This window comes from Pseudomonas sp. MWU16-30316 (genome assembly GCF_020515645.1).
Classification (GTDB): domain Bacteria; phylum Pseudomonadota; class Gammaproteobacteria; order Pseudomonadales; family Pseudomonadaceae; genus Aquipseudomonas; species Aquipseudomonas cerasi.
In genome coordinates, this window is record NZ_JAIZAZ010000007.1 from 96444 (window position 1) to 115974 (window position 19531).

Here is a 19531-nt window from a genome sequence, read left to right on the forward strand (position 1 = left end):
CAGGATCGTGCCCGATGTTAATCCTCTGACGTCAATGCCGCCAGACGATTACGTGTTGCTTAAGCAGCCACTACGACAACGCGTACGGTCGCTTCTACGTCGCTGTGCAGGTGCACGGCTACGTCGAATTCACCAACGTTGCGGATAGTGCCGTTCGGCAGACGAACTTCGCTTTTTGCAACTTCAACGCCAGAGGCGGTCAGTGCATCAGCGATGTCGTGGGTGCCGATCGAACCGAACAGCTTGCCTTCGTCACCAGCAGTGGCAGTGATAGTCACTTCCAGCTCAGCCAGTTGGGCAGCGCGAGTTTCGGCAGATGCTTTCTTGTCTGCAGCCAGTTTTTCCAGCTCGGCACGACGCTCTTCAAACGCAGCCACGTTGGCAGCGGTTGCAGCGGTTGCTTTGCCGTAAGGCAGCAGGTAGTTACGACCGTAGCCGGCCTTAACGCTTACTTTGTCGCCCAGGTTGCCCAGGTTGGCGACTTTTTCCAGAAGGATCAGTTGCATGTGGAAATCCTCTTAACTTTTAACCTTCACCGTTCGCAGGACCATTGCCGGGATCTTTCGAGCTCCGGCGACCGCGAAAATCAATCAGGCTGTCGACAATGGCAATTACCACGAGCAACGGATAAATCAGCTGCATGAACACCAGCAGCGTGATGTACATCCCCACCAGCCAGAACCTGGACAGACGCTTTTCAGCGACCAGACCGTGAATCAGGGCCAGGCCCGCAAAGACCAGCGGTACGCTGCACAGCGGTGTAAGCATCGCTATCTGCGGACCGAAATTCGGCCCCACCAGCATGCACACCACCAGCACCAACGCCGGCACCAGCGGGAGTTTCACGGCGCGAAATTCACGCCCGAAACCACCAGGGTTGTACAACATCGCTTGCCAGTACCGCCCAAGAATCAGGCACAGCACACTGACGATTTGCAGCACAGCCGCTATCAGGCCATTCAGGACGGGTGCAATCAGTGCCCCCAGACGCGCTCGCTCTTCTACGTTCAACTGCTCGTAGAGCCCGGCCAGCATTGTCGGCAGATGTTTCTGCAACTCCTGCGACATTGCTTCCAGAGGCTCGCGAAAAACCGTGCCCAGAATTACTGCATACACCACACCCAATGCCACGCTGACCAGCAGCACACGGACCCAGGACTCGCTGGCACGCAAAACCATTGCCAAACTCAGTGAACCCGCCAGCACCATGGCTGTACGAGGTTCACCGAAATACCACCAGACCAAAGCCGGCAGCAGAGCCCAGGACAGGACACCAACGGCATCACTGAACCCGCGTCGCAGGAGCACAAGGCACCCTGCGGCAGCACTCAACCAGAACAACAGCGGCAATGCCGCACATCCAGCCACTACGAGAGTGGCCTGCATACGGCCGCGCATGATGAATTCAGCCAGGGCACGCATGCTTTCTATCCTTTGTTACGTTTTGTCGACTACCTGGTCTCAGCGGCCGTGGCTGTCGGTGTAGGCCAGCAGGGCCAGGAAGCGGGCACGCTTGATAGCGGTGGCCAGCTGACGCTGATAACGTGCTTTGGTACCAGTGATACGGCTTGGAACGATTTTGCCGGTCTCGGATACGTAGGCTTTCAGAGTGTTGAGATCTTTGTAATCGATCTCTTTGACGTCTTCAGCGGTGAAGCGGCAGAATTTACGACGACGGAAGAAACGTGCCATGTAATTGGCTCCTCAAAAGGTCCGTGGATTACTCGTCAGCGTTATCGCTAACGTCGCTGTTGTCGCCGTCATCGCCATCGGCGCTGTCGGAGTGCTCAGGACGGTCACGACGCTCACGGCGCTCACTGCGGTTCTCTTCAGCCTTGAGCATCTCGGACTGGCCGGTTACGGCTTCGTCGCGACGGATGACCAGGTTACGGATCACAGCATCGTTGTAACGGAAGTTGTCTTCCAGCTCGGCCAGAGCCTTGCCAGTGCACTCAACGTTCAGCATCACGTAGTGAGCCTTGTGAACATTGTTGATTGCGTAAGCCAGTTGACGACGGCCCCAATCTTCCAGACGGTGGATTTTGCCGCCGTCTTCTTCGATCAGCTTGGTGTAACGCTCTACCATGCCGCCGACTTGCTCGCTTTGATCCGGGTGGACCAAAAAGATAATTTCGTAATGACGCATGAATGCTCCTTACGGGTTGTAGCCTGCCGCTCAAATAGCGGTCAGACAAGGAGTGAATGACACTGTTGGTCTTGCTCAGGGACAGGCACATGCGCGCCTGCCGTGACAGCAAGGGGCGCAATTGTAGAGAAGGGTCGTGGGAGGCGCAAGGCAATTGGTGAATTAATGAGCAGATCGCATGGCGCGACCTGCTCACTCTGGCCAGAAGCCGCAATCAGGCTTTTTTGCCGGCAGCCTTGACACTGCGCTGGCGCAGCGCTTCGAACAGACACACGCCAGTCGCGACCGACACGTTGAGGCTGCTGACACTGCCCACCATCGGCAGGCGCACCAGATAATCACAATGCTCACGGGTCAGGCGACGCATGCCCTTGCCTTCCGCGCCCATGATGATAATGGTCGGCCCGGTCAGGTCCTGCTGATACAGCTCGACCTCGGCCTCGCCCGCAGTACCGACCACCCACAATCCGCGCTGCTGCAGTTTTTCCAGAGTACGCGCCAGGTTGGTCACTGCCACGAGCGGAATGACCTCGGCTGCACCGCAGGCGACCTTGCGCACGGCTGGCGTCAGGGTTGCGGATTTGTCCTTGGGCACGATGACCGCCAGCGCACCTGCCGCATCGGCAGTACGCAGGCAGGCGCCAAGGTTGTGCGGATCGGTCACGCCGTCCAGCACCAACAGCAGCGGCGAGCCTTCACTGCGGTCCAGCAGCTCGTCGAGCATTGCCTCGCCCCAGACCTGGCTCGGGCTGACATCGGCAACAACACCCTGATGCACGCCTTCGACCCAGGCATCCATTTCGCGGCGCTCGGCCTGCCCGATGGTGACGCGATTTTCGGCCGCCAGTGCGACCAGGGTCTGAACGCGAGGGTCGTTACGACCCTCGGCCAGCCAGATGTGCTTGACGCGTTTCGGATGATGACGAAGTAACGCTTCTACGGCGTGAACGCCGTAGATTTTTTCCAGCTGACTCATGACTTGGCCTTGGGTTTACGAGCGCCGCTGCTTTTCGCAGCTGGCGCGGAGCCCGTTTTTGACGAGCCTTTACGGTGTTTGCTGGCCGGTTTGCCCGATGAGGGCGCAGAACCCGACCTGTCAGACTTTCCCGACGATGCCTTGCTACCACCCTTCGCGTCTGCCAGAAGCGCTTTTTTCAGCTCGCGGCTTTTACGCACTTCTGCGTTTTTCGCGGCGGCATCGCTCGGGCGATACGCTTCGGTGCTGCTTTCCTTGGTCGAAGCGCTACGGCGTCCGGACTTGGCAGGCGCCTTATCCTTCTCAGCCGTGGTCGTGGCAGCAGGTGCCGCGGTGTCATGACCACGACGCTTGCGAGCCGTCGGCTTTGCAGCCGCTGCCGCTTCGGAGATCTCGAAATCGATCTTGCGCTCGTCCAGATCGACGCGCATGACGCGCACTTCAACGGTGTCGCCCAAGCGGAAGTTACGCCCGGTACGCTCGCCGGCAAGGCGGTGGTGCAGCGGATCGAAGTGGTAGTAGTCACCCGGCAAGGCGGTCACGTGGACCAGGCCCTCGACATAGATGTCGGTCAGCTCGACGAACAGACCAAAGCCGGTTACAGCGGTGATCACGCCCGGGAACGACTCGCCGACGCGATCCTTCATGTATTCGCACTTGAGCCAGTTGACCACGTCGCGCGTAGCCTCGTCGGCACGGCGTTCGCTCATCGAGCATTGTTCGCCCAACTGGTCGAGCAGCGCGTCGTCGTATGGGTAGATGCGCGCCTTCGGGATCGTGGCAGCGCCGGCACGACGAACGTGCGGCGTATCCTGCTTGGAGCGAATGACACTGCGAATCGCACGATGGGTCAGCAGGTCCGGATAACGACGGATCGGCGATGTGAAGTGCGTGTACGCTTCGTAATTCAGACCGAAGTGACCGTTGTTGTCCGAGCTGTAGACCGCCTGGCTCAACGAACGCAGCATCACGGTCTGTATCAGGTGGTAGTCAGGACGATCACGAACGGTTTCAAGCAGCGCCTGATAATCCTTTGGTGTCGGACCTTCCTTGCCTTTATGCAACGTCAGGCCCAACTCACCGAGGAACGCACGCAGTTTTTCCAGGCGCTCCGGCGGCGGACCATCGTGGACGCGGTACAACGCAGGAATTTCGTGCTTCTTCAGGAACTGCGCGGTGGCCACGTTGGCGGCCAGCATGCATTCCTCGATCAGCTTGTGGGCATCATTGCGAGTGGTCGGACGGATTTCGGCAATCTTGCGCTCGGAACCGAAGATGATCCGGGTTTCCTGAGTTTCGAAATCGATCGCACCGCGCACATGACGCGCGCCCAGCAATACCTTGTACATGGCATAAAGCTGTTTGAGGTGCGGCACCACATCGCCGTATTCACCACGCAAGCTTTTGGCTTCAGCGGTTTTCGGCTGCTCCAGAATCGTGCTGACCTTGTTGTAGGTCAGGCGAGCGTGAGAGTGGATGATGCCTTCGTAGAACACGTAGTCAGTCATCTCGCCGGTCTTGGAGATGGTCATCTCGCAGACCATGGCCAGACGATCGACATGCGGGTTCAGCGAGCAGAGGCCGTTGGACAATTGCTCAGGCAGCATGGGCACGACGCGCTCGGGGAAATACACCGAGTTGCCGCGCACCTGGGACTCTGCATCCAGCGCCGAGCCGATCTTCACGTAGCTCGATACGTCGGCAATCGCCACGTAGAGCTTCCAGCCGCCGGAGAACAAACGCAGCTTGCCCGGCTTGGCTTCGCAATAGACCGCATCGTCGAAGTCACGAGCGTCTTCGCCGTCGATGGTCACGAACGGCAGATGGCGCAGATCGACGCGGTGTTCCTTGTCCTTCTCTTCGACTTCCGGCTTGAGCCTGGCAGCTTCCTTCAGGACAGCTTCGGGCCAAACATGCGGGATATCGTAGGTACGCAGCGCGACATCGATCTCCATGCCGGGCGCCATGTAGTTGCCCACCACTTCGATCACGTCGCCTTGCGGCTGGAAGCGCGGCGTCGGCCAATGGGTGATTTTCACCTCGACGAACTGACCGATCTTGGCGCCGTTGTTGCGACCCGGCGTCACCAGCACTTCCTGCTGGATTTTCGGGTTATCGGGTACAACAAAACCAATGCCGCTCTCTTCGAAGTAGCGACCAACGATGGTTTCGTGAGCACGCGAGATCACTTCGACAATAACGCCTTCGCGACGACCGCGACGGTCAAGGCCGGAAACACGCGCCAGCGCCCGGTCACCGTCGAATACCAGACGCATTTGCGCCGGGCTCATGAACAGGTCATCGGAACCGTCGTCTGGAACCAGAAAGCCGAAGCCATCGCGATGCCCGGAGATGCGACCCAGGATCAGGTCAAGCTTGTCTACCGGTGCATAAGTGCCGCGACGGGTGTAGATCAACTGGGCGTCACGCTCCATCGCCCGAAGGCGGCGGCGCAGAGCCTCGAATTGATCTTCGGTGGTCAGGCCGAACTCTTCGACCAGTTGCTCGCGACTGGCCGGCGAACCGCGCTCAGCAAGGTGCTGCAAGATCAGCTCGCGGCTGGGAATAGGGTTTTCGTATTTTTCCGCTTCACGAGCGGCCTCGGGATCGAGGGACTGCCAATCGGCCATTAGATAGTTTTCACCTTGTATATATAGGGGTTAGTTTGGCATAGACCTCATGAAACGGGAAATTTCACGCTCAAACCACTCGACAAAAAGCCTGCTCAACCCCGCTGAAACACCCGAAACACGCCGTCCGCGATTTTTTTCGAGTTTTTTGCACTGCCGGGCTTTACAGCCTAAAAGGCGCTCCGTATAGTGCGCGCCATCGGCAGGTTGATGCCTTCCGATACTGCCCAGATGGTGAAATTGGTAGACACGCCAGCTTCAGGTGCTGGTGACCGCAAGGTCGTGGAAGTTCGAGTCTTCTTCTGGGCACCAATTCAGGCAACAGACTACAACAGTCTCAAGCCTCACAAAAACCCGCGAAAGCGGGTTTTTGCATTTTCAGGGTTTCGATTATTAAATCAAAACAGGGGTTTACAGAGTAAAACGATCGCCGTATAGTGCGCCCCATCAACGGCGGAGACGCTGCTGATGCTGCCCAGATGGTGAAATTGGTAGACACGCCAGCTTCAGGTGCTGGTGACCGCAAGGTCGTGGAAGTTCGAGTCTTCTTCTGGGCACCAATTCAAAAAAACCGAGCCAATGGCTCGGTTTTGTGCTTTCAGTGGTTTGAACTTTCCGGGGTCTGAAAGTGTTATGACCCTGCGCGTGTACAGCGCCACATTAGGTGGCGCCCTACGAAAGCCTCAAGCCCTGAATTGCCCCAGGCTCGCCTTCAACTGCGCAGCCAGTCCGTTGAGCACTTTGCCACTGGCGGTTGTTTCCACCACAGCCTTGGCAGCACGCTCGGCCTGAGCATGGATCACCTCTACCCGACCGCGCACCGCCTGGGCACCTTCAGCCTGATGAACGGCCGCCTTGGTCGCCAGACCAATGGCCGCATGCACCTGCTCGACGGAGGCCTGCACGGTCTGCTGCCGCTTGGCGCTGTCGCGTAATACCTCCAGCCCTTCCTTGGCCTGTCGGCCAGCGATGCCGATGGCGGCCACCGCTTCTTTTGCACCGCGCTGTAAGGCCACGATGTGTTCCTGAATATCACCCGTCGAGCTTTGCGTCTTGCTGGCCAGCGCCCGCACTTCGTCAGCCACCACGGCAAAGCCCCTGCCCGTTTCACCCGCGCGTGCGGCTTCAATGGCTGCGTTGAGTGCGAGCAAGTTGGTTTGCTCGGCAATACCGTGGATAACTTCCAGCACGACCTCGATCTGCTGGCTTTGCTGCGCCAGACGCTCAATGACCTGCGCACCGGTTTCAACCTGCCCGGCCAGCGCCTCGATCAAACCGCCGACCTGATTGGACGTGCGGGTGTTTTCATCGGTTGCCTGTTTGATATCGATCACCTGACGCAAGGCTGCCTGCATCGCCTGGCTTTCCGACTGCGCCTCGTCGGCCATCTGCTCCAGCGCTTTCAGACTGGCCGCCACTTGGTCCCGCTGCAATTCGGCCGCCGCATCGGCACCGGCGTTACGCTCGCTCATGACACCGATTTCCTGCCCGGTGCGCTGCGCCACCTCGCCCGCCTCACGAACGATAGGCTGCAACTTGTCGATGAAGCGGTTGACCGCCGCCGACATGTCGCCAATCTCGTCGTTGCTGTCCAGCTTGACGCGCTTGGTCAGATCGCCCTCGCCCGCCGCCAGGTCATTGAGTGCCGCGATCAGCAGATGCAGCTTGCTGACGACCCGACGCCCGAGCACCACCGCCAGTAACAACAATACACCCAGGCCGACCAGGGCCAGACCCATGCCGATTCTCCAGCGCAGCGTTTCGGCAGCTTCCTGAACCGCCACACGCGTGTTGGCGGTCATTGCCGCTCCCGCCGCCTGAGCCGACTGCAGGCGCGTGCGTAGCGCGGCAGAGCTGTCCTTCGAGGCACTGGCAAGGCTGTCAGACACCAACTGCTCACCACTGGTGATCAGGGTCGCGAAACGCTTGTCCAGGGCAGTAAGATTCTCTTCGACCGTTGCCGTGGACACACCCATGCGCACCTTGCCGATCTCTACGCCGTTAGGGCTGATGGATGCCTCGACGTAATACACCGAAGGGTCGCTTTTCGCCGCATTGAGGACCTTGTCCATCGCCCGCTCGCCTTCGCCCTTGGCCAAAAGAGCCTTGACCAGCGGATTGTCACGGTTCATGTAACGCGTGAGGTGCTCACCTGCGGCGTCGTCATAAACGACGAACAGTACGTTGGGATTGCGCTGGGCACGGCGTGCGAATTCGGAAAGCGTTGGCGTGTCGTTGTCCCACATCGCACGCGGAGCAACGGCAGCCAGCAATTCGGCCATGTCCGTCGCGGACTCGCGCAGGTCTTTCTCCAGCGTGGCACGCAGTTGAGTCTGCTCTTCCTTCAGACGGGTAGAGAGCCCGACGCTCAGGCGCTGTCGAGTGCTGGCTGACAATGCATCGAGGCTCGATGCCACTTCGCTACTCGCCGACTCCAGCTCTGAGGACAGATGTTGCGAATCTACCCCCAGACGATTGGCGAGATCGGCCTCAAGCGCAGTGACGGTGCTCCGGGTAAGCGCAACCGCCACCACCACCTGCACCAAAAGAGCGATACCCAGCGCAATGAAGACCGGGCGCAGCAGACGGCTTTGCAATAGAGATAAGACAGCAGACACAGGAGAATCCCTCCACCCTCAGCGCCATTAAAATGATGGCACTTTTCTGTCATCTTTGTAGCAAGCGCCGTGCCGTGACACAAGTCTCACTTTTCTGAGCTTCCCTGCCGCCGGTGCGACAATAAAAAAGGGCCGCACATGCGACCCTTTTTGGCACAGCCCGGTGACGTATCAGCCGAACGGATGACGCAGCACGATGGTTTCGTTGCGGTCAGGACCGGTCGAAATGATGTCGATAGGCGCACCCACCAGCTCTTCAACACGCTTGATGTAAGCGCGAGCGGCAGCAGGCAGCTCTTCGAGGGTCTTGGCACCCAGCGTGGATTCGCTCCAGCCTGGCATCTGCTCGTAGACCGGACGCAGGCCCAGATAGCTGTCAGCGTCGGTAGGCGCGTCGATGACGGCACCCTCTTCGTTCTCGTAGCCCACACAGATGTTGATGGTTTCCAGACCGTCGAGCACGTCCAGCTTGGTCAGGCACAGGCCCGAGATGCTGTTGATTTCGATGGCGCGACGCAGGATGACGGCGTCGAACCAGCCGCAACGGCGTGCACGACCGGTGGTGGCACCGAACTCATGACCACGCTTGGCCAGGAAGGCACCGACGTCATCGAACAGCTCAGTCGGGAAAGGACCCGAACCCACGCGCGTGGTGTAGGCCTTGGTGATGCCCAGGATGTAATCCAGGTACATCGGACCAAAACCGGAACCGGTGGCAATGCCGCCCGCCGTGGTGTTGGAGCTGGTGACGTACGGGTAGGTACCGTGGTCGATGTCCAGCAGCGAACCCTGGGCACCTTCGAACATGATGTCCTTGCCGTCGCGACGCATCTCATGCAGCGCAGCGGTGACGTCGAGCATCAGCGGCTTGAGCATGTCGGCGTATTCCATGCACTCGTCGAGCGTCTTCTGGAAGTCGATGGCAGGCTCTTTGTAGTAATTGACCAGCACGAAGTTGTGGTAGTCGAGCAGTTCGCCCAGCTTGGCGGCGAAGCGCTCACGATGGAACAGGTCGCCGATACGCAGACCGCGACGTGCGACCTTGTCTTCGTAGGCCGGGCCGATACCACGACCGGTGGTGCCGATCTTGAACTCGCCGCGGGCTTTTTCACGCGCCTGGTCGAGTGCCACGTGGTACGACAGGATCAGCGGGCAGGACGGGCTGATGCGCAGACGCTCACGCACCGGAATGCCTTTCTCTTCCAGCTTGACGATTTCGCGCAGGAGCGCGTCGGGAGCAACCACCACACCGTTACCGATCAGGCACTGCACGCCTTCGCGCAGCACACCGGACGGAATCAGGTGCAATACGGTTTTCTCACCGTCGATCACCAGTGTGTGGCCGGCGTTGTGGCCACCCTGATAGCGAACTACGGCGGTAGCATGTTCGGTCAGCAGATCAACGATCTTGCCTTTGCCCTCATCACCCCATTGAGTGCCCAGGACTACGACATTCTTACCCATAACACTTGTCCTCATTCACGCAAACTTGGTGCCGGCGGCGGCCGGCAGGAATACTCAAGAAGCCAGCGGCATTACCTGCCAGTGCTCGCCATGCTGAATCAATTGCCGGTCACAGTCGGCTTCACGCGCGGCGCTCGCCTGCTGCCCAGGCAACGCCTGAACCACACGCTGACCTTCACTGCGCAACTGGCAAACCATCTGCCAGAGTGCCGCATCCGTACTGTCCGGCACCCAGATGCCACCAGACGGTAAGACGATTTCTGCCTGCCCCAGGGTAACCAGGGTTTTCAGGTCGGTGGAAAAGCCGGTCGCCGGACGGGCACGACCGAAGTCGGCACCGATGTCATCGTAACGACCGCCCTGAGCGATCGACTGGCCCACGCCCGGTACGAACACCGCGAACACCACACCGGTGTGGTAGTGGTAACCGCGCAGCTCGCCGAGATCAAAGTACAGCGGCAGCTGCGGGAAACGCGCAGCCAGACGCTCGGCAATCGACAGCAGGTCGTCCAGAGCGGCCAGCACTGGCGCCGGTGCGCCGGCCAGACGATCGCGTGCGGCGTCCAGCACCTCACGACCACCGCACAGATCAACCAGTGCGCGCAGCATGGCGGCCAGCTCTGGCGGCAGATCGGCGGTGAGGGCAATCACTTCATCGATGGCCTTGCGCTGCAGTGCATCGAACAGCTGCTGCTCGACTTCACCCGACAGGCCGGCGGCACGCGCCAGACCGCGATAGATACCGACATGCCCGAGGTCCATGTGCACATCCGGCACATCGGCCAGTTGCAGCATGGCCAGCATCAGGCTGATGACTTCAACGTCGCTGCTCGGGCTCGCATCGCCGTAAAGTTCGGCACCCAGTTGTATCGGGCTGCGCGAGGACGACAGCGCGCGCGGCTGAGCGTGCAGAACGCTGCCCGCGTAGCACAGACGGCTCGGGCCTTCACGTTTCAGGGTGTGAGCATCGATACGTGCAACCTGTGGCGTGATGTCGGCGCGAAAGCCCATCTGCCGGCCCGATTGCGGGTCAATAACCTTGAAGGTACGCAGATCCAGATCCGAACCCGCGCCAGTCAGCAGCGACTCGAGATACTCGATATGCGGGGTGACGACAAACTCATAGCCCCAGCTCTGAAACAGATCCAACACCTGACGGCGCGCTACTTCAATGCGCGCCGCTTCCGGTGGCAGTACTTCTTCGATGCCATCTGGTAGCAGCCAGCGGTCGACCGTTGCCATTACGCCATTCCCCTGTGATCCAGGCGGCCAGCCTACAGGCCGACCTTGAGTGAAGCAGAAAGTGGTGCGCCGTATGACGGGCACGACAAATGCCCGAGACAGGCCTTGCAGACCACTTTCCTCGAAAAATCTTGCCGCGTTCCGATTCAGATACGGCCAATCAATCGTGCAGACGCAAAAAAGCCGGGAATTTCCCGGCTGCCGCATGATACACACGTTTCACCGTACGTTCACCCCACCGGGCGGTTTTGCCGCCCGGCGGGTGATTAATTACGGCTTGGCTTTTTCCATGTAGCGAAAGAATTCGCTGTTCGGATCAAGCACCATCACGTCGCTCTTGTTCGCAAAGCTTTCGCGGTAGGCACGCAGGCTGCGATAGAACGCGTAGAACTCCTGGTCCTGACCATACGCCTTGGAGTAGATCGCGGCAGCCTGGGCATCACCATCACCACGCGCTTCTTCCGACTCGCGATAGGCTTCGGCCAGCAGCACACGACGCTGACGATCGGCGTCGGCACGGATGCCTTCAGCCAGCTCGTTACCCTTGGCACGGTGTTCGCGGGCTTCACGCTCACGCTCAGTGCTCATGCGTTCGAAAACGCTGCGATTCACTTCCTTCGGCAGATCGATGGCCTTGACCCGGACATCGACCACTTCGATACCCAGTTCTTTCTCGGCCATGCGGTTCAGCGAACCGGTGATGTCCGCCATCAGCGCGTCTCGCTCACCCGACACGACTTCGTGCAGGGTGCGCTTGCCGAACTGGTCACGCAGGCCGGATTCCAGACGACGCGAAAGACGCTCGTCGGCAATCTGCTTGAGGCCGGAAGTCGCGGTGTAAAAACGCTCCGCATCCTTTACACGCCACTTGGCGTAGGCATCGACCATGACCGCTTTCTTTTCCAGTGTCAGGAAGCGCTGGGTCGGTGCATCGAGGGTCAGCAAACGACCGTCGAACTTGCGCACCTGGTTCACGTAAGGAACCTTCACATGCAGACCCGGCTGAACGTCAGCCTGGACCACACGACCGAATTGCAGCAGAACCGCGCGCTCGGTCTGGGACACTATGTAAAAGCTGTTCCAGGCGATGACCGCCAGTACCACGCCGACAATAAGGGTGATCAGTGATTTGTTACTCATCAGCGAGTCTCCCTGGTACGTACTTCACCACGCTGCTGAGCCTCATTCGCCCGGGCAGCGGCGGCAGCAGCGGCAGCATCATTGGCCGACTGCGATGGCGTACCTGAATTGGAGCCATTGCCGTTACTGCTGCGGCTGCTCTCGATCATCTTGTCGAGCGGCAGATAAAGCAGATTGTTCTGCCCCTTGTCGCCGGTCACGAGAACCTTGCTGGTGTTGCTGAAGACTTCCTGCATAGTGTCCAGATACAGACGCTGGCGGGTAACTTCAGGAGCCTTGCGGTACTCGGCAACCAGTTTGGTAAAGCGATCCGCCTCACCCTTGGCGCGCGAAACCACTTCATCGCGGTAACCGTTGGCATCTTCGAGAATACGCTGAGCCTGACCACGGGCTTCCGGGATCACACCGTTGGCATAGCTTTCAGCCTGGTTACGCGCACGCTGCTCGTCTTCACGGGCGCGGATCACGTCATCGAAGGCTTCCTGAACTTCACGCGGCGCGGCAGCGCTCTGTACGTTGACCTGAGTGACGGTGATGCCGGTACGGTAGGTATCGAGGAAACGTTGCAGACGCTCCTTGATTTCGCTGGCCATCAGTTCACGGCCTTCAGTCAGCACCTGATCCATGGCCGTGGAACCCACGACATGGCGCAACGCACTTTCAGTCGCGTGCTGCAGGCTGATTTCAGGCTGGTCGACGTTCAGCACGAACGCCTGAAGGTCGCTGATCTTGTACTGCACGGTCAGCGGCACTTCGACGATGTTCTCGTCTTCGGTGAGCATCTGGCCTTGCTTGCTGTAAGCACGCTCGCGAGTCACGTTCTCCATGTACTTGCGATCGAACGGAGGGAAGTAGATGTTAAGGCCCGGGCCCACGGTCTCGTGGTACTGACCGAAACGCAGCACGACAGCCTGCTCTTGCTCGTCAACCACATAGATAGCGCTGTAAAGCCAGAAAGCGACCAGTACTACAAGCCCGATGCCTAGCAGGCCGAAGCCACCGCCCTTGCCTGAGCCGCCACCACTGCCACTGCTGCCGCCATCGCTGCCGCGTTTGTTACCGCCGCCGAACAACCCCTTCAGGCTTTCCTGCAGCTTACGGAAGGCCTCGTCGAGATCAGGTGGTCCCTTGCGGTCGCCGCCACGGCGTTTGCCACCCCAGGGATCTTGATTATTCGAGTTGCCACCCGGCTCATTCCAAGCCATAGCGCTCTCCATCTGATAAAGCAAAGACGCGCCCGCGGCGCGCCGACCAATGCTACAGAATGCTCGCGAAAGCCGTACAACGGCTTTCTCGTGCTTTTATTGCAAAGTGTGTTGCTCGATGAACTCCAGCGGCTGCAATCCTTCGCGACTCACCAGTCGATTGAGTTCAACGCGCGGCAGTCGTACGGCCAACACGCTGGCACCTTCCTCGTCATGCGTTTCGCTCTGCACCGCACCCAGCTCAAAGAACTGGGCACGCAGCCGGGCGAGACTTTGAGGCAGAAGCAGCGTGCCGACAAACAGGTCGTCGCCGAGCAGTTCGGCGATAGCCTGCTTGAGCAGATCAAGCCCTCGACCATCACGGGCAGAAACCCAGACACGCTGCGGCTTGCCGTCGGCATCGCGCTGTATCTGAGGCTCTACGCCTTCAAGCAGATCGAGTTTGTTATAGACCTCGAGGATCGGCAAGCCCTCGGCTCCGATCTCGCCGAGCACGGCCATGACTTGCTCGATCTGCGACATGCGATCCGGCTCGTGGGAGTCGATCACATGCAGCAGCAAATCGGAGTTGCTCGATTCTTCAAGCGTCGCGCGAAAGGCCTCGACCAGTTTGTGTGGCAGATGGCGAATGAAGCCCACGGTATCGGCCAGCACGATCGGACCCAGGTCATCGAGCTGCAGACGACGCAGGGTCGGATCGAGCGTGGCAAACAGTTGGTCTGCCGCGAACACATCCGAATCGGTTACCGAGTTGAACAGGGTCGATTTGCCGGCGTTGGTATAGCCCACCAGTGAAACCGATGGAATATCCGCGCGACGACGCCCGCGACGGGCCTGATCCCGCTGACTGCGAACCTTCTCCAGCCGTCCCTTGATCTGCCGCAGGCGAACCCGCAATAGACGTCGGTCGGTTTCGAGCTGGGTTTCACCCGGACCGCGCAGGCCGATACCACCTTTCTGTCGCTCAAGGTGAGTCCAGCCGCGGACCAGACGGGTACTCATGTGCTCAAGCTGGGCCAGTTCGACCTGCAGCTTGCCTTCGTGAGTACGCGCCCGTTGCGCAAAGATATCGAGAATCAGACCGGTACGATCAAGCACACGACACTCGAAAACGCGTTCGAGGTTGCGTTCCTGACTGGGCGTGAGGGTGTGATTGAAGATGACCAGATCGGCCTGTTCGGCCTTGACCTGATCGCGAAGCTCTTCGACCTTGCCAGAGCCGATCAGATACTTGGCCGAAGGCCGATGACGCGGCACGTTGATAAACGCAACGGTATCGGCACCGGCCGAGATGGCCAATTCCTGAAACTCCTGCGGATCTTCGCGCGCCTCAGGGTCCTGACCATCCAGATGAACGAGAATTGCACGTTCACCACCACTGTGGCGCTCAAAGAACAAGGCAGACTCCTATCAGGCGTTACCTGGCTCGGCGTCCGCGCCGTCAGCGTCTGTAGCGCTTGGCAGGCGGATCGGGCGAACCGGTACGACGGTGGAAATAGCGTGTTTGTAGACCATCTGGCTGACCGTGTTCTTCAGCAAAATGACGAACTGGTCGAAAGACTCGATCGTACCCTGCAGCTTGATACCGTTGACCAGATAGATCGATACCCCGACCTTCTCTTTACGCAAGGTATTCAGGTAAGGGTCTTGTAGCGAATGCCCTTTTGACATGTGCCGCACTCCTTTAAGGATCAATAAAATAATAAATCGAATTCGATTGGCTTACCGGCCACCCCCCAAGGATAGACGGCTATTGCAGGGACTCAGCTCAATATGGAGACCGATCCCAGGTATTTCAAGGCGCGCGACAGATTGTCGCTGGCCAGGCTGTCCAGCCAGTGCAAGTCGTCCCAGCTACGTAGCCAGGTGAACTGCCTTTTGGCCAGCTGGCGCGTCGCAATGATGCCGCGCTCCTGCATTTCATCCCGCGTCAGTTTCCCATCCAGGTGATCCCAGACCTGGCGATAACCGACAGCTCTTATCGATGGCAACCCTGAATGCAGATCACCTCTTGAGCGCAATGCCAGTACTTCGTCCAGAAACCCCTGATCCAGCATTTGCTCGAAACGTAGCGCGATGCGTTGGTGCAGCACCTTGCGATCAGCCGGAGCGATGGCAAGGTTCGCAACAGTATAGGGCAATTGCTGGCGCCCTGATGCGGCTGCTTCGGTACTTTGCGCAGTTTGTTGCTCGCGGTGTGCCGTCATGCTCATTCCGCTGACGCGATACACCTCAAGTGCCCTGATCAGCCGTTGCGGATCATTGGGGTGAATACGTGCCGCCGAAACGGGATCGACCACCGCCAGTTGATCGTGCAATGACTGCCAGCCGAAGGCCTGTGCATCCGCCTCAAGCTGCGCCCTGACCTGCGCATCGGCCGCCGGCATATCCGCCAGCCCGTCCAATAGAGCCTTGAAATACAACATAGTGCCGCCGACCAGCAAAGGAATATTTCCGCGCGCAGTAATTTCCGCCATGGCCGCCAGGGCGTCACTGCGAAAATCGGCGGCGGAGTAGCTTTGCGCCGGGTCGAGAATGTCGATCAGACGGTGAGGATATTCAGCCAGCTGAGCCTTCGACGGTTTGGCGGTACCGATGTCCATGCCGCGATAGACCAGCGCAGAGTCGACGCTGATCAGCTCGCAGGGCAGCACTTTGGTCAGTTCTATCGCAAGGTCGGTCTTGCCTGCAGCGGTAGGCCCCATGAGAAAGATGGCCGGAGGTAAAGCGTTCATTCATTGACCGCGCAGGAATAATTTATCCAGATCATTGAGACCCATCTGGGTCCAGGTAGGACGACCGTGGTTGCATTGCCCGCTGCGCTCGGTGTTTTCCATGTCACGCAGCAGGCCGTTCATTTCCGGGATGGCCAGACGCCGATTGGCGCGAATCGCGCCGTGGCAGGCCATGGTCCCGAGCAACTCGTTCATGTGCGCCTGCACCCGGTCGCTGGTGCCGTATTCCATGAGGTCGGCCAGCACATCGCTGACCAGCCGGTTGGCTTCGGCCTGCTTGAGCAAGGCGGGGATCTGGCGGATCGCCAGGGTTTCCGGGCCGAGCCGTTGAAGCTCGAAGCCCAGGCGCTGGAAGGTCGCAAGATGCTCTTCGGCGCAGTCCGCTTCACGCTGGCTGACCGCAATGGACTCGGGCACCAGCAATGGCTGGCCGCTCAAACCTTCGTTGGCCATGGCTATTTTCAGGCGCTCGTACATGATCCGCTCGTGAGCGGCGTGCATGTCCACCAGCACCAGGCCGTGAGCGTTTTCAGCAAGGATGTAGATACCCTTGAGCTGCGCCAGCGCATAACCCAGCGGCGGAATATCCCCGGGCGATTCAGGCAGCGACGCGGGCGCAGCACTGGGCAGCGGCGCGAAGAATTCACGATAAGCACTTTGCGCTTCGGCCACCGGCACGCCAGCGGTGGGCCGAGGCGTGTATTGATACTGATAACCGCTGCCAGCGCCGCCACCGGCAGCAGGCCGGGCAAACGACTCGCCCTGGGGCTGCTCCAGCACATTGTTGGCCAGACGCATTTCACCCTGCGGCCCGAATTCGCCCGCTTCAGGCCCGCTCGGGCGTGTCTCGGCGACAACCGGCACGCTGCCACCCAGCTGATTTTCAGGGCGCACATCGCCCAGCGCGCGGTAGAGGGTGCCATACAGAAAGTCGTGCACCATGCGCCCGTCGCGGAAGCGCACTTCGTGTTTGGTCGGGTGAACGTTGACGTCCACAGCGGCCGGATCGACCTCGAAGAACAGCACGAAGGTCGGATGACGGCCATTGAACAGCACGTCGCGATACGCTTGACGCACTGCGTGGGCGACCAGCTTGTCGCGCACTGCGCGGCCATTCACGAAGAAATATTGCAGGTCGGCCTGGCTGCGCGAAAAGGTCGGCAGCCCGACCCAGCCCCACAGATGCAGACCATTGCGCTCGATCTCGATGGGCAGCGCCTGCTCCAGAAAGCCAGGCCCGCAGATTGCCGAGACACGTCGCGCCCTGGCGGTGTCGTCATGCGCTTCATGCAGGCTCAGCACGGTCTTGCCGTTGTGACGCAGGTGGAAGGCCACGTCGAAACGCGCCAGCGCCATGCGCTTGATGACTTCCTGCAAATGATCGAATTCGGTTTTTTCGGCTTTCAGAAACTTGCGCCGGGCCGGCGTGTTGAAGAACAGGTCGCGCACTTCAACGGAGGTGCCTACCGGATGCGCGGCTGGCTGCACGCGCGGCGCCATGTCCCGACCTTCGGTTTCGACCTGCCATGCCTGATCGGCGTCGCGGGTGCGGGAGGTCAGCGTCAGGCGCGCTACGGAACTGATCGAAGCCAGCGCTTCGCCGCGAAACCCAAGGCTCATGACCCGCTCGAGGTCTTCCAGGTCGCGAATCTTGCTGGTCGCGTGACGTGCCAGCGCCAATGGCAGATCGTCCGAAGAGATACCGCTGCCATCGTCACGCACTTTCAACAATTTGATACCGGCCTGCTCGACGTCGACATCAATGCGCCGCGCGCCGGAATCGAGGCTGTTTTCCAGCAGCTCCTTGATCACCGAAGCCGGGCGCTCGACGACTTCGCCCGCCGCAATCTGGTTGGCCAGACGCGGACTGAGCAGCTCAATGCGCGCTGCGTTCAGGGCAGTCTGAGCGTTATCGGCTTCGGCGCCGTCGAGCAGGAGATCGGTCATTACTGAGTCGCCACCTCGGAACTTGGGATACGCAGGTCCTGGCCGATCTTCAATTCATCCGACTTCAGATTGTTGGCGCTGCGCAAGGTGGCGATGCTCATGTCATAGCGCGCAGCGAGCATGGCCAGGGTTTCGCCGGAACGAACGACATGATTGCGCGGCCCTTGGGCCAGCTTGCCGTTGTCACGTAGCCAAGCGATATAAGTGCCCTGCGGCGGGTTCTGCTGGAAGAACTGCTTGACGCCCGACGTGATCGAACGCGCCAACGCCTGTTGATGCGACGCCGAACCGAGCTTGTTGGCCTCGTTGGCATTGGAGATAAAGCCGGTTTCCACCAGGATCGACGGGATATCCGGCGACTTGAGCACCATGAAGCCCGCCTGCTCGACACGTGACTTGTGCAGCGAGGTCACGCGGCCAATATTGCTCAATACCTTCTGACCAACGTTCAGGCTCGACGACAGCGAAGCGGTCATGGACAAGTCCAGCAACACACCCGCTAGCATGCGGTCCTTGTCATCCAGGCTGACAGCGCCAGCACCACCGATAAGGTCGGAACGGTTTTCACTGTCCGCCAGCCAGCGTGCAGTTTCGGAAGTGGCACCGCGATCGGACAGGGCGAACACCGATGCGCCGAACGCCGCAGAGGACGGCGCGGCGTCGGCGTGGATCGACACGAACAGGTCGGCGCCCTTGGAACGGGCGATCTCGGTCCGTTTGCGCAGCGGAATAAAGTAGTCGCCGGTCCGCGTCAGTTCGGCGCGGTAGCCTTTCTCGGCATTGACCTGGCGCTGCAGCTCCTTGGCAATCGACAGCACCACGTTTTTCTCTTTCTGACCGGCACCGCCCGAGGCACCGGGGTCTTCCCCGCCGTGCCCGGCATCGATCACCACGACGATGTCGCGCTTGCCGTTCGGCACCGGGGTCAGCTTGATTTCAGGCTTGGCCGGACTGACCGGGACAGCAGGCGCGGTGTTGGCGGCGGTATCCGGAATGACCGGTGTCGGATTGGCATCGGCGGCGTTGTCGTACAGGTCGACCACCAGACGGTTGCCGTATTGCTGATTCGGCGCCAGCGTGAAGCTCTTCGGGGTCACACCCTTTTTCAGGTCGATGACCACGCGCAGGTCGGTAGGCGTGCGCTGCGCAGAACGCATGCTGCTGATCGGCGTATTGGCCGTTGGTACGTTCAAGGGGCCGCCAAGCGTCGCACCATTGATATCGATCACCAGACGGTCAGGCGAAGTCAGGGTAAACAGGCTGTGCTGGACTGGCCCGGACAGGTCGAATACCAGACGCGTGTTGTCCGGTGCTCGCCATAAGCGGACACTTCGTACTTGCGTAGCGGCAACCGCCTCGACAGCCAGGGCCATCAACAGCAGACCAACTACAGTAACCAGCGCGCGCATGCGCATACCTAACCCCATA

Annotated in this window: 16 protein-coding genes and 2 tRNA genes; 2 read left to right on the top strand and 16 right to left on the bottom strand. The window is 59.8% G+C overall.

The features are described 5' to 3' along the window. Positions 1–59: 59 nt before the first annotated feature. The 6 genes from rplI to rnr form a co-directional block, all read right to left on the bottom strand. Complete coding sequence (rplI, locus tag LCH65_RS20755) at positions 60–506, bottom strand: 50S ribosomal protein L9 (RefSeq protein ID WP_096106174.1); 447 nt, start codon at positions 504–506, stop codon at positions 60–62. A 19-nt stretch (positions 507–525) separates the two neighbouring features. Then, the gene (locus LCH65_RS20760) at positions 526–1422 is read right to left on the bottom strand and encodes a hypothetical protein (protein WP_003366336.1); all 897 of its coding nucleotides are present in this window, start codon (positions 1420–1422) and stop codon (positions 526–528) included. A 39-nt stretch (positions 1423–1461) separates the two neighbouring features. Further along, positions 1462–1692, bottom strand: coding sequence for a 30S ribosomal protein S18 (gene rpsR, locus LCH65_RS20765; protein ID WP_002551829.1), 231 nt, complete (start codon positions 1690–1692; stop codon positions 1462–1464). A 28-nt stretch (positions 1693–1720) separates the two neighbouring features. After that, positions 1721–2146, bottom strand: coding sequence for a 30S ribosomal protein S6 (gene rpsF, locus LCH65_RS20770; RefSeq protein ID WP_002551828.1), 426 nt, complete (start codon positions 2144–2146; stop codon positions 1721–1723). 214 nt (positions 2147–2360) lie between these two features. Continuing rightward, complete coding sequence (gene rlmB / locus LCH65_RS20775) at positions 2361–3122, bottom strand: 23S rRNA (guanosine(2251)-2'-O)-methyltransferase RlmB (RefSeq protein WP_226439758.1); 762 nt, start codon at positions 3120–3122, stop codon at positions 2361–2363. Further along, positions 3119–5752 carry a ribonuclease R gene (rnr, locus tag LCH65_RS20780; RefSeq protein ID WP_072364992.1) on the bottom strand — a complete coding sequence of 878 codons (2634 nt, stop codon included), beginning with the start codon at positions 5750–5752 and terminating at the stop codon, positions 3119–3121. The genes rlmB and rnr overlap by 4 nt, the downstream gene beginning before the upstream one ends. A gap of 225 nt (positions 5753–5977) precedes the next feature. Between rnr and LCH65_RS20785 the strand changes: the two genes are divergently transcribed. Both LCH65_RS20785 and LCH65_RS20790 read left to right on the top strand, forming a co-directional pair. Next, positions 5978–6064: transfer RNA gene (locus LCH65_RS20785), tRNA-Leu, on the top strand. Between the two features lie 161 nt (positions 6065–6225). Then, positions 6226–6312, top strand: a tRNA-Leu gene (locus LCH65_RS20790). Between the two features lie 123 nt (positions 6313–6435). Here the strand turns inward: LCH65_RS20790 and LCH65_RS20795 are convergent. From LCH65_RS20795 to LCH65_RS20840, 10 genes are all read right to left on the bottom strand, one after another. Continuing rightward, positions 6436–8370: a methyl-accepting chemotaxis protein gene (locus tag LCH65_RS20795; protein WP_226439759.1), complete on the bottom strand. Its 1935-nt coding sequence runs from the start codon at positions 8368–8370 to the stop codon at positions 6436–6438. A 171-nt stretch (positions 8371–8541) separates the two neighbouring features. Continuing rightward, a complete protein-coding gene (locus LCH65_RS20800; RefSeq protein WP_003366319.1) occupies positions 8542–9834 on the bottom strand; it encodes an adenylosuccinate synthase in 1293 nt (430 codons plus the stop codon). Positions 9835–9888: 54 nt separating this feature from the next. Then, the gene (locus LCH65_RS20805; protein WP_003431936.1) at positions 9889–11076 is read right to left on the bottom strand and encodes an ATP phosphoribosyltransferase regulatory subunit; all 1188 of its coding nucleotides are present in this window, start codon (positions 11074–11076) and stop codon (positions 9889–9891) included. Between the two features lie 270 nt (positions 11077–11346). Then, a complete protein-coding gene (gene hflC, locus LCH65_RS20810) occupies positions 11347–12216 on the bottom strand; it encodes a protease modulator HflC (protein WP_003366315.1) in 870 nt (289 codons plus the stop codon). Next, positions 12216–13421 carry an FtsH protease activity modulator HflK gene (gene hflK, locus LCH65_RS20815; RefSeq protein WP_003366313.1) on the bottom strand — a complete coding sequence of 402 codons (1206 nt, stop codon included), beginning with the start codon at positions 13419–13421 and terminating at the stop codon, positions 12216–12218. Before hflK ends, hflC begins: the two co-directional genes overlap by 1 nt. Before the next feature lie 96 nt (positions 13422–13517). Then, entirely contained in the window at positions 13518–14819 is a 1302-nt protein-coding gene (gene hflX / locus LCH65_RS20820) for a ribosome rescue GTPase HflX (protein ID WP_002551820.1), read from the bottom strand. A 12-nt stretch (positions 14820–14831) separates the two neighbouring features. Next, on the bottom strand, positions 14832–15092 hold the full coding sequence (gene hfq / locus LCH65_RS20825) for an RNA chaperone Hfq (protein ID WP_002551819.1): 261 nt from the start codon (positions 15090–15092) through the stop codon (positions 14832–14834). A 92-nt stretch (positions 15093–15184) separates the two neighbouring features. Beyond that, on the bottom strand, positions 15185–16156 hold the full coding sequence (gene miaA / locus LCH65_RS20830) for a tRNA (adenosine(37)-N6)-dimethylallyltransferase MiaA (protein WP_003366310.1): 972 nt from the start codon (positions 16154–16156) through the stop codon (positions 15185–15187). Further along, on the bottom strand, positions 16157–18103 hold the full coding sequence (gene mutL, locus LCH65_RS20835; RefSeq protein WP_003431939.1) for a DNA mismatch repair endonuclease MutL: 1947 nt from the start codon (positions 18101–18103) through the stop codon (positions 16157–16159). Then, positions 18103–19530, bottom strand: a complete 1428-nt coding sequence (locus LCH65_RS20840) for an N-acetylmuramoyl-L-alanine amidase (RefSeq protein WP_197676929.1) — start codon at positions 19528–19530, stop codon at positions 18103–18105. Before LCH65_RS20840 ends, mutL begins: the two co-directional genes overlap by 1 nt. Position 19531: the final 1 nt, after the last annotated feature.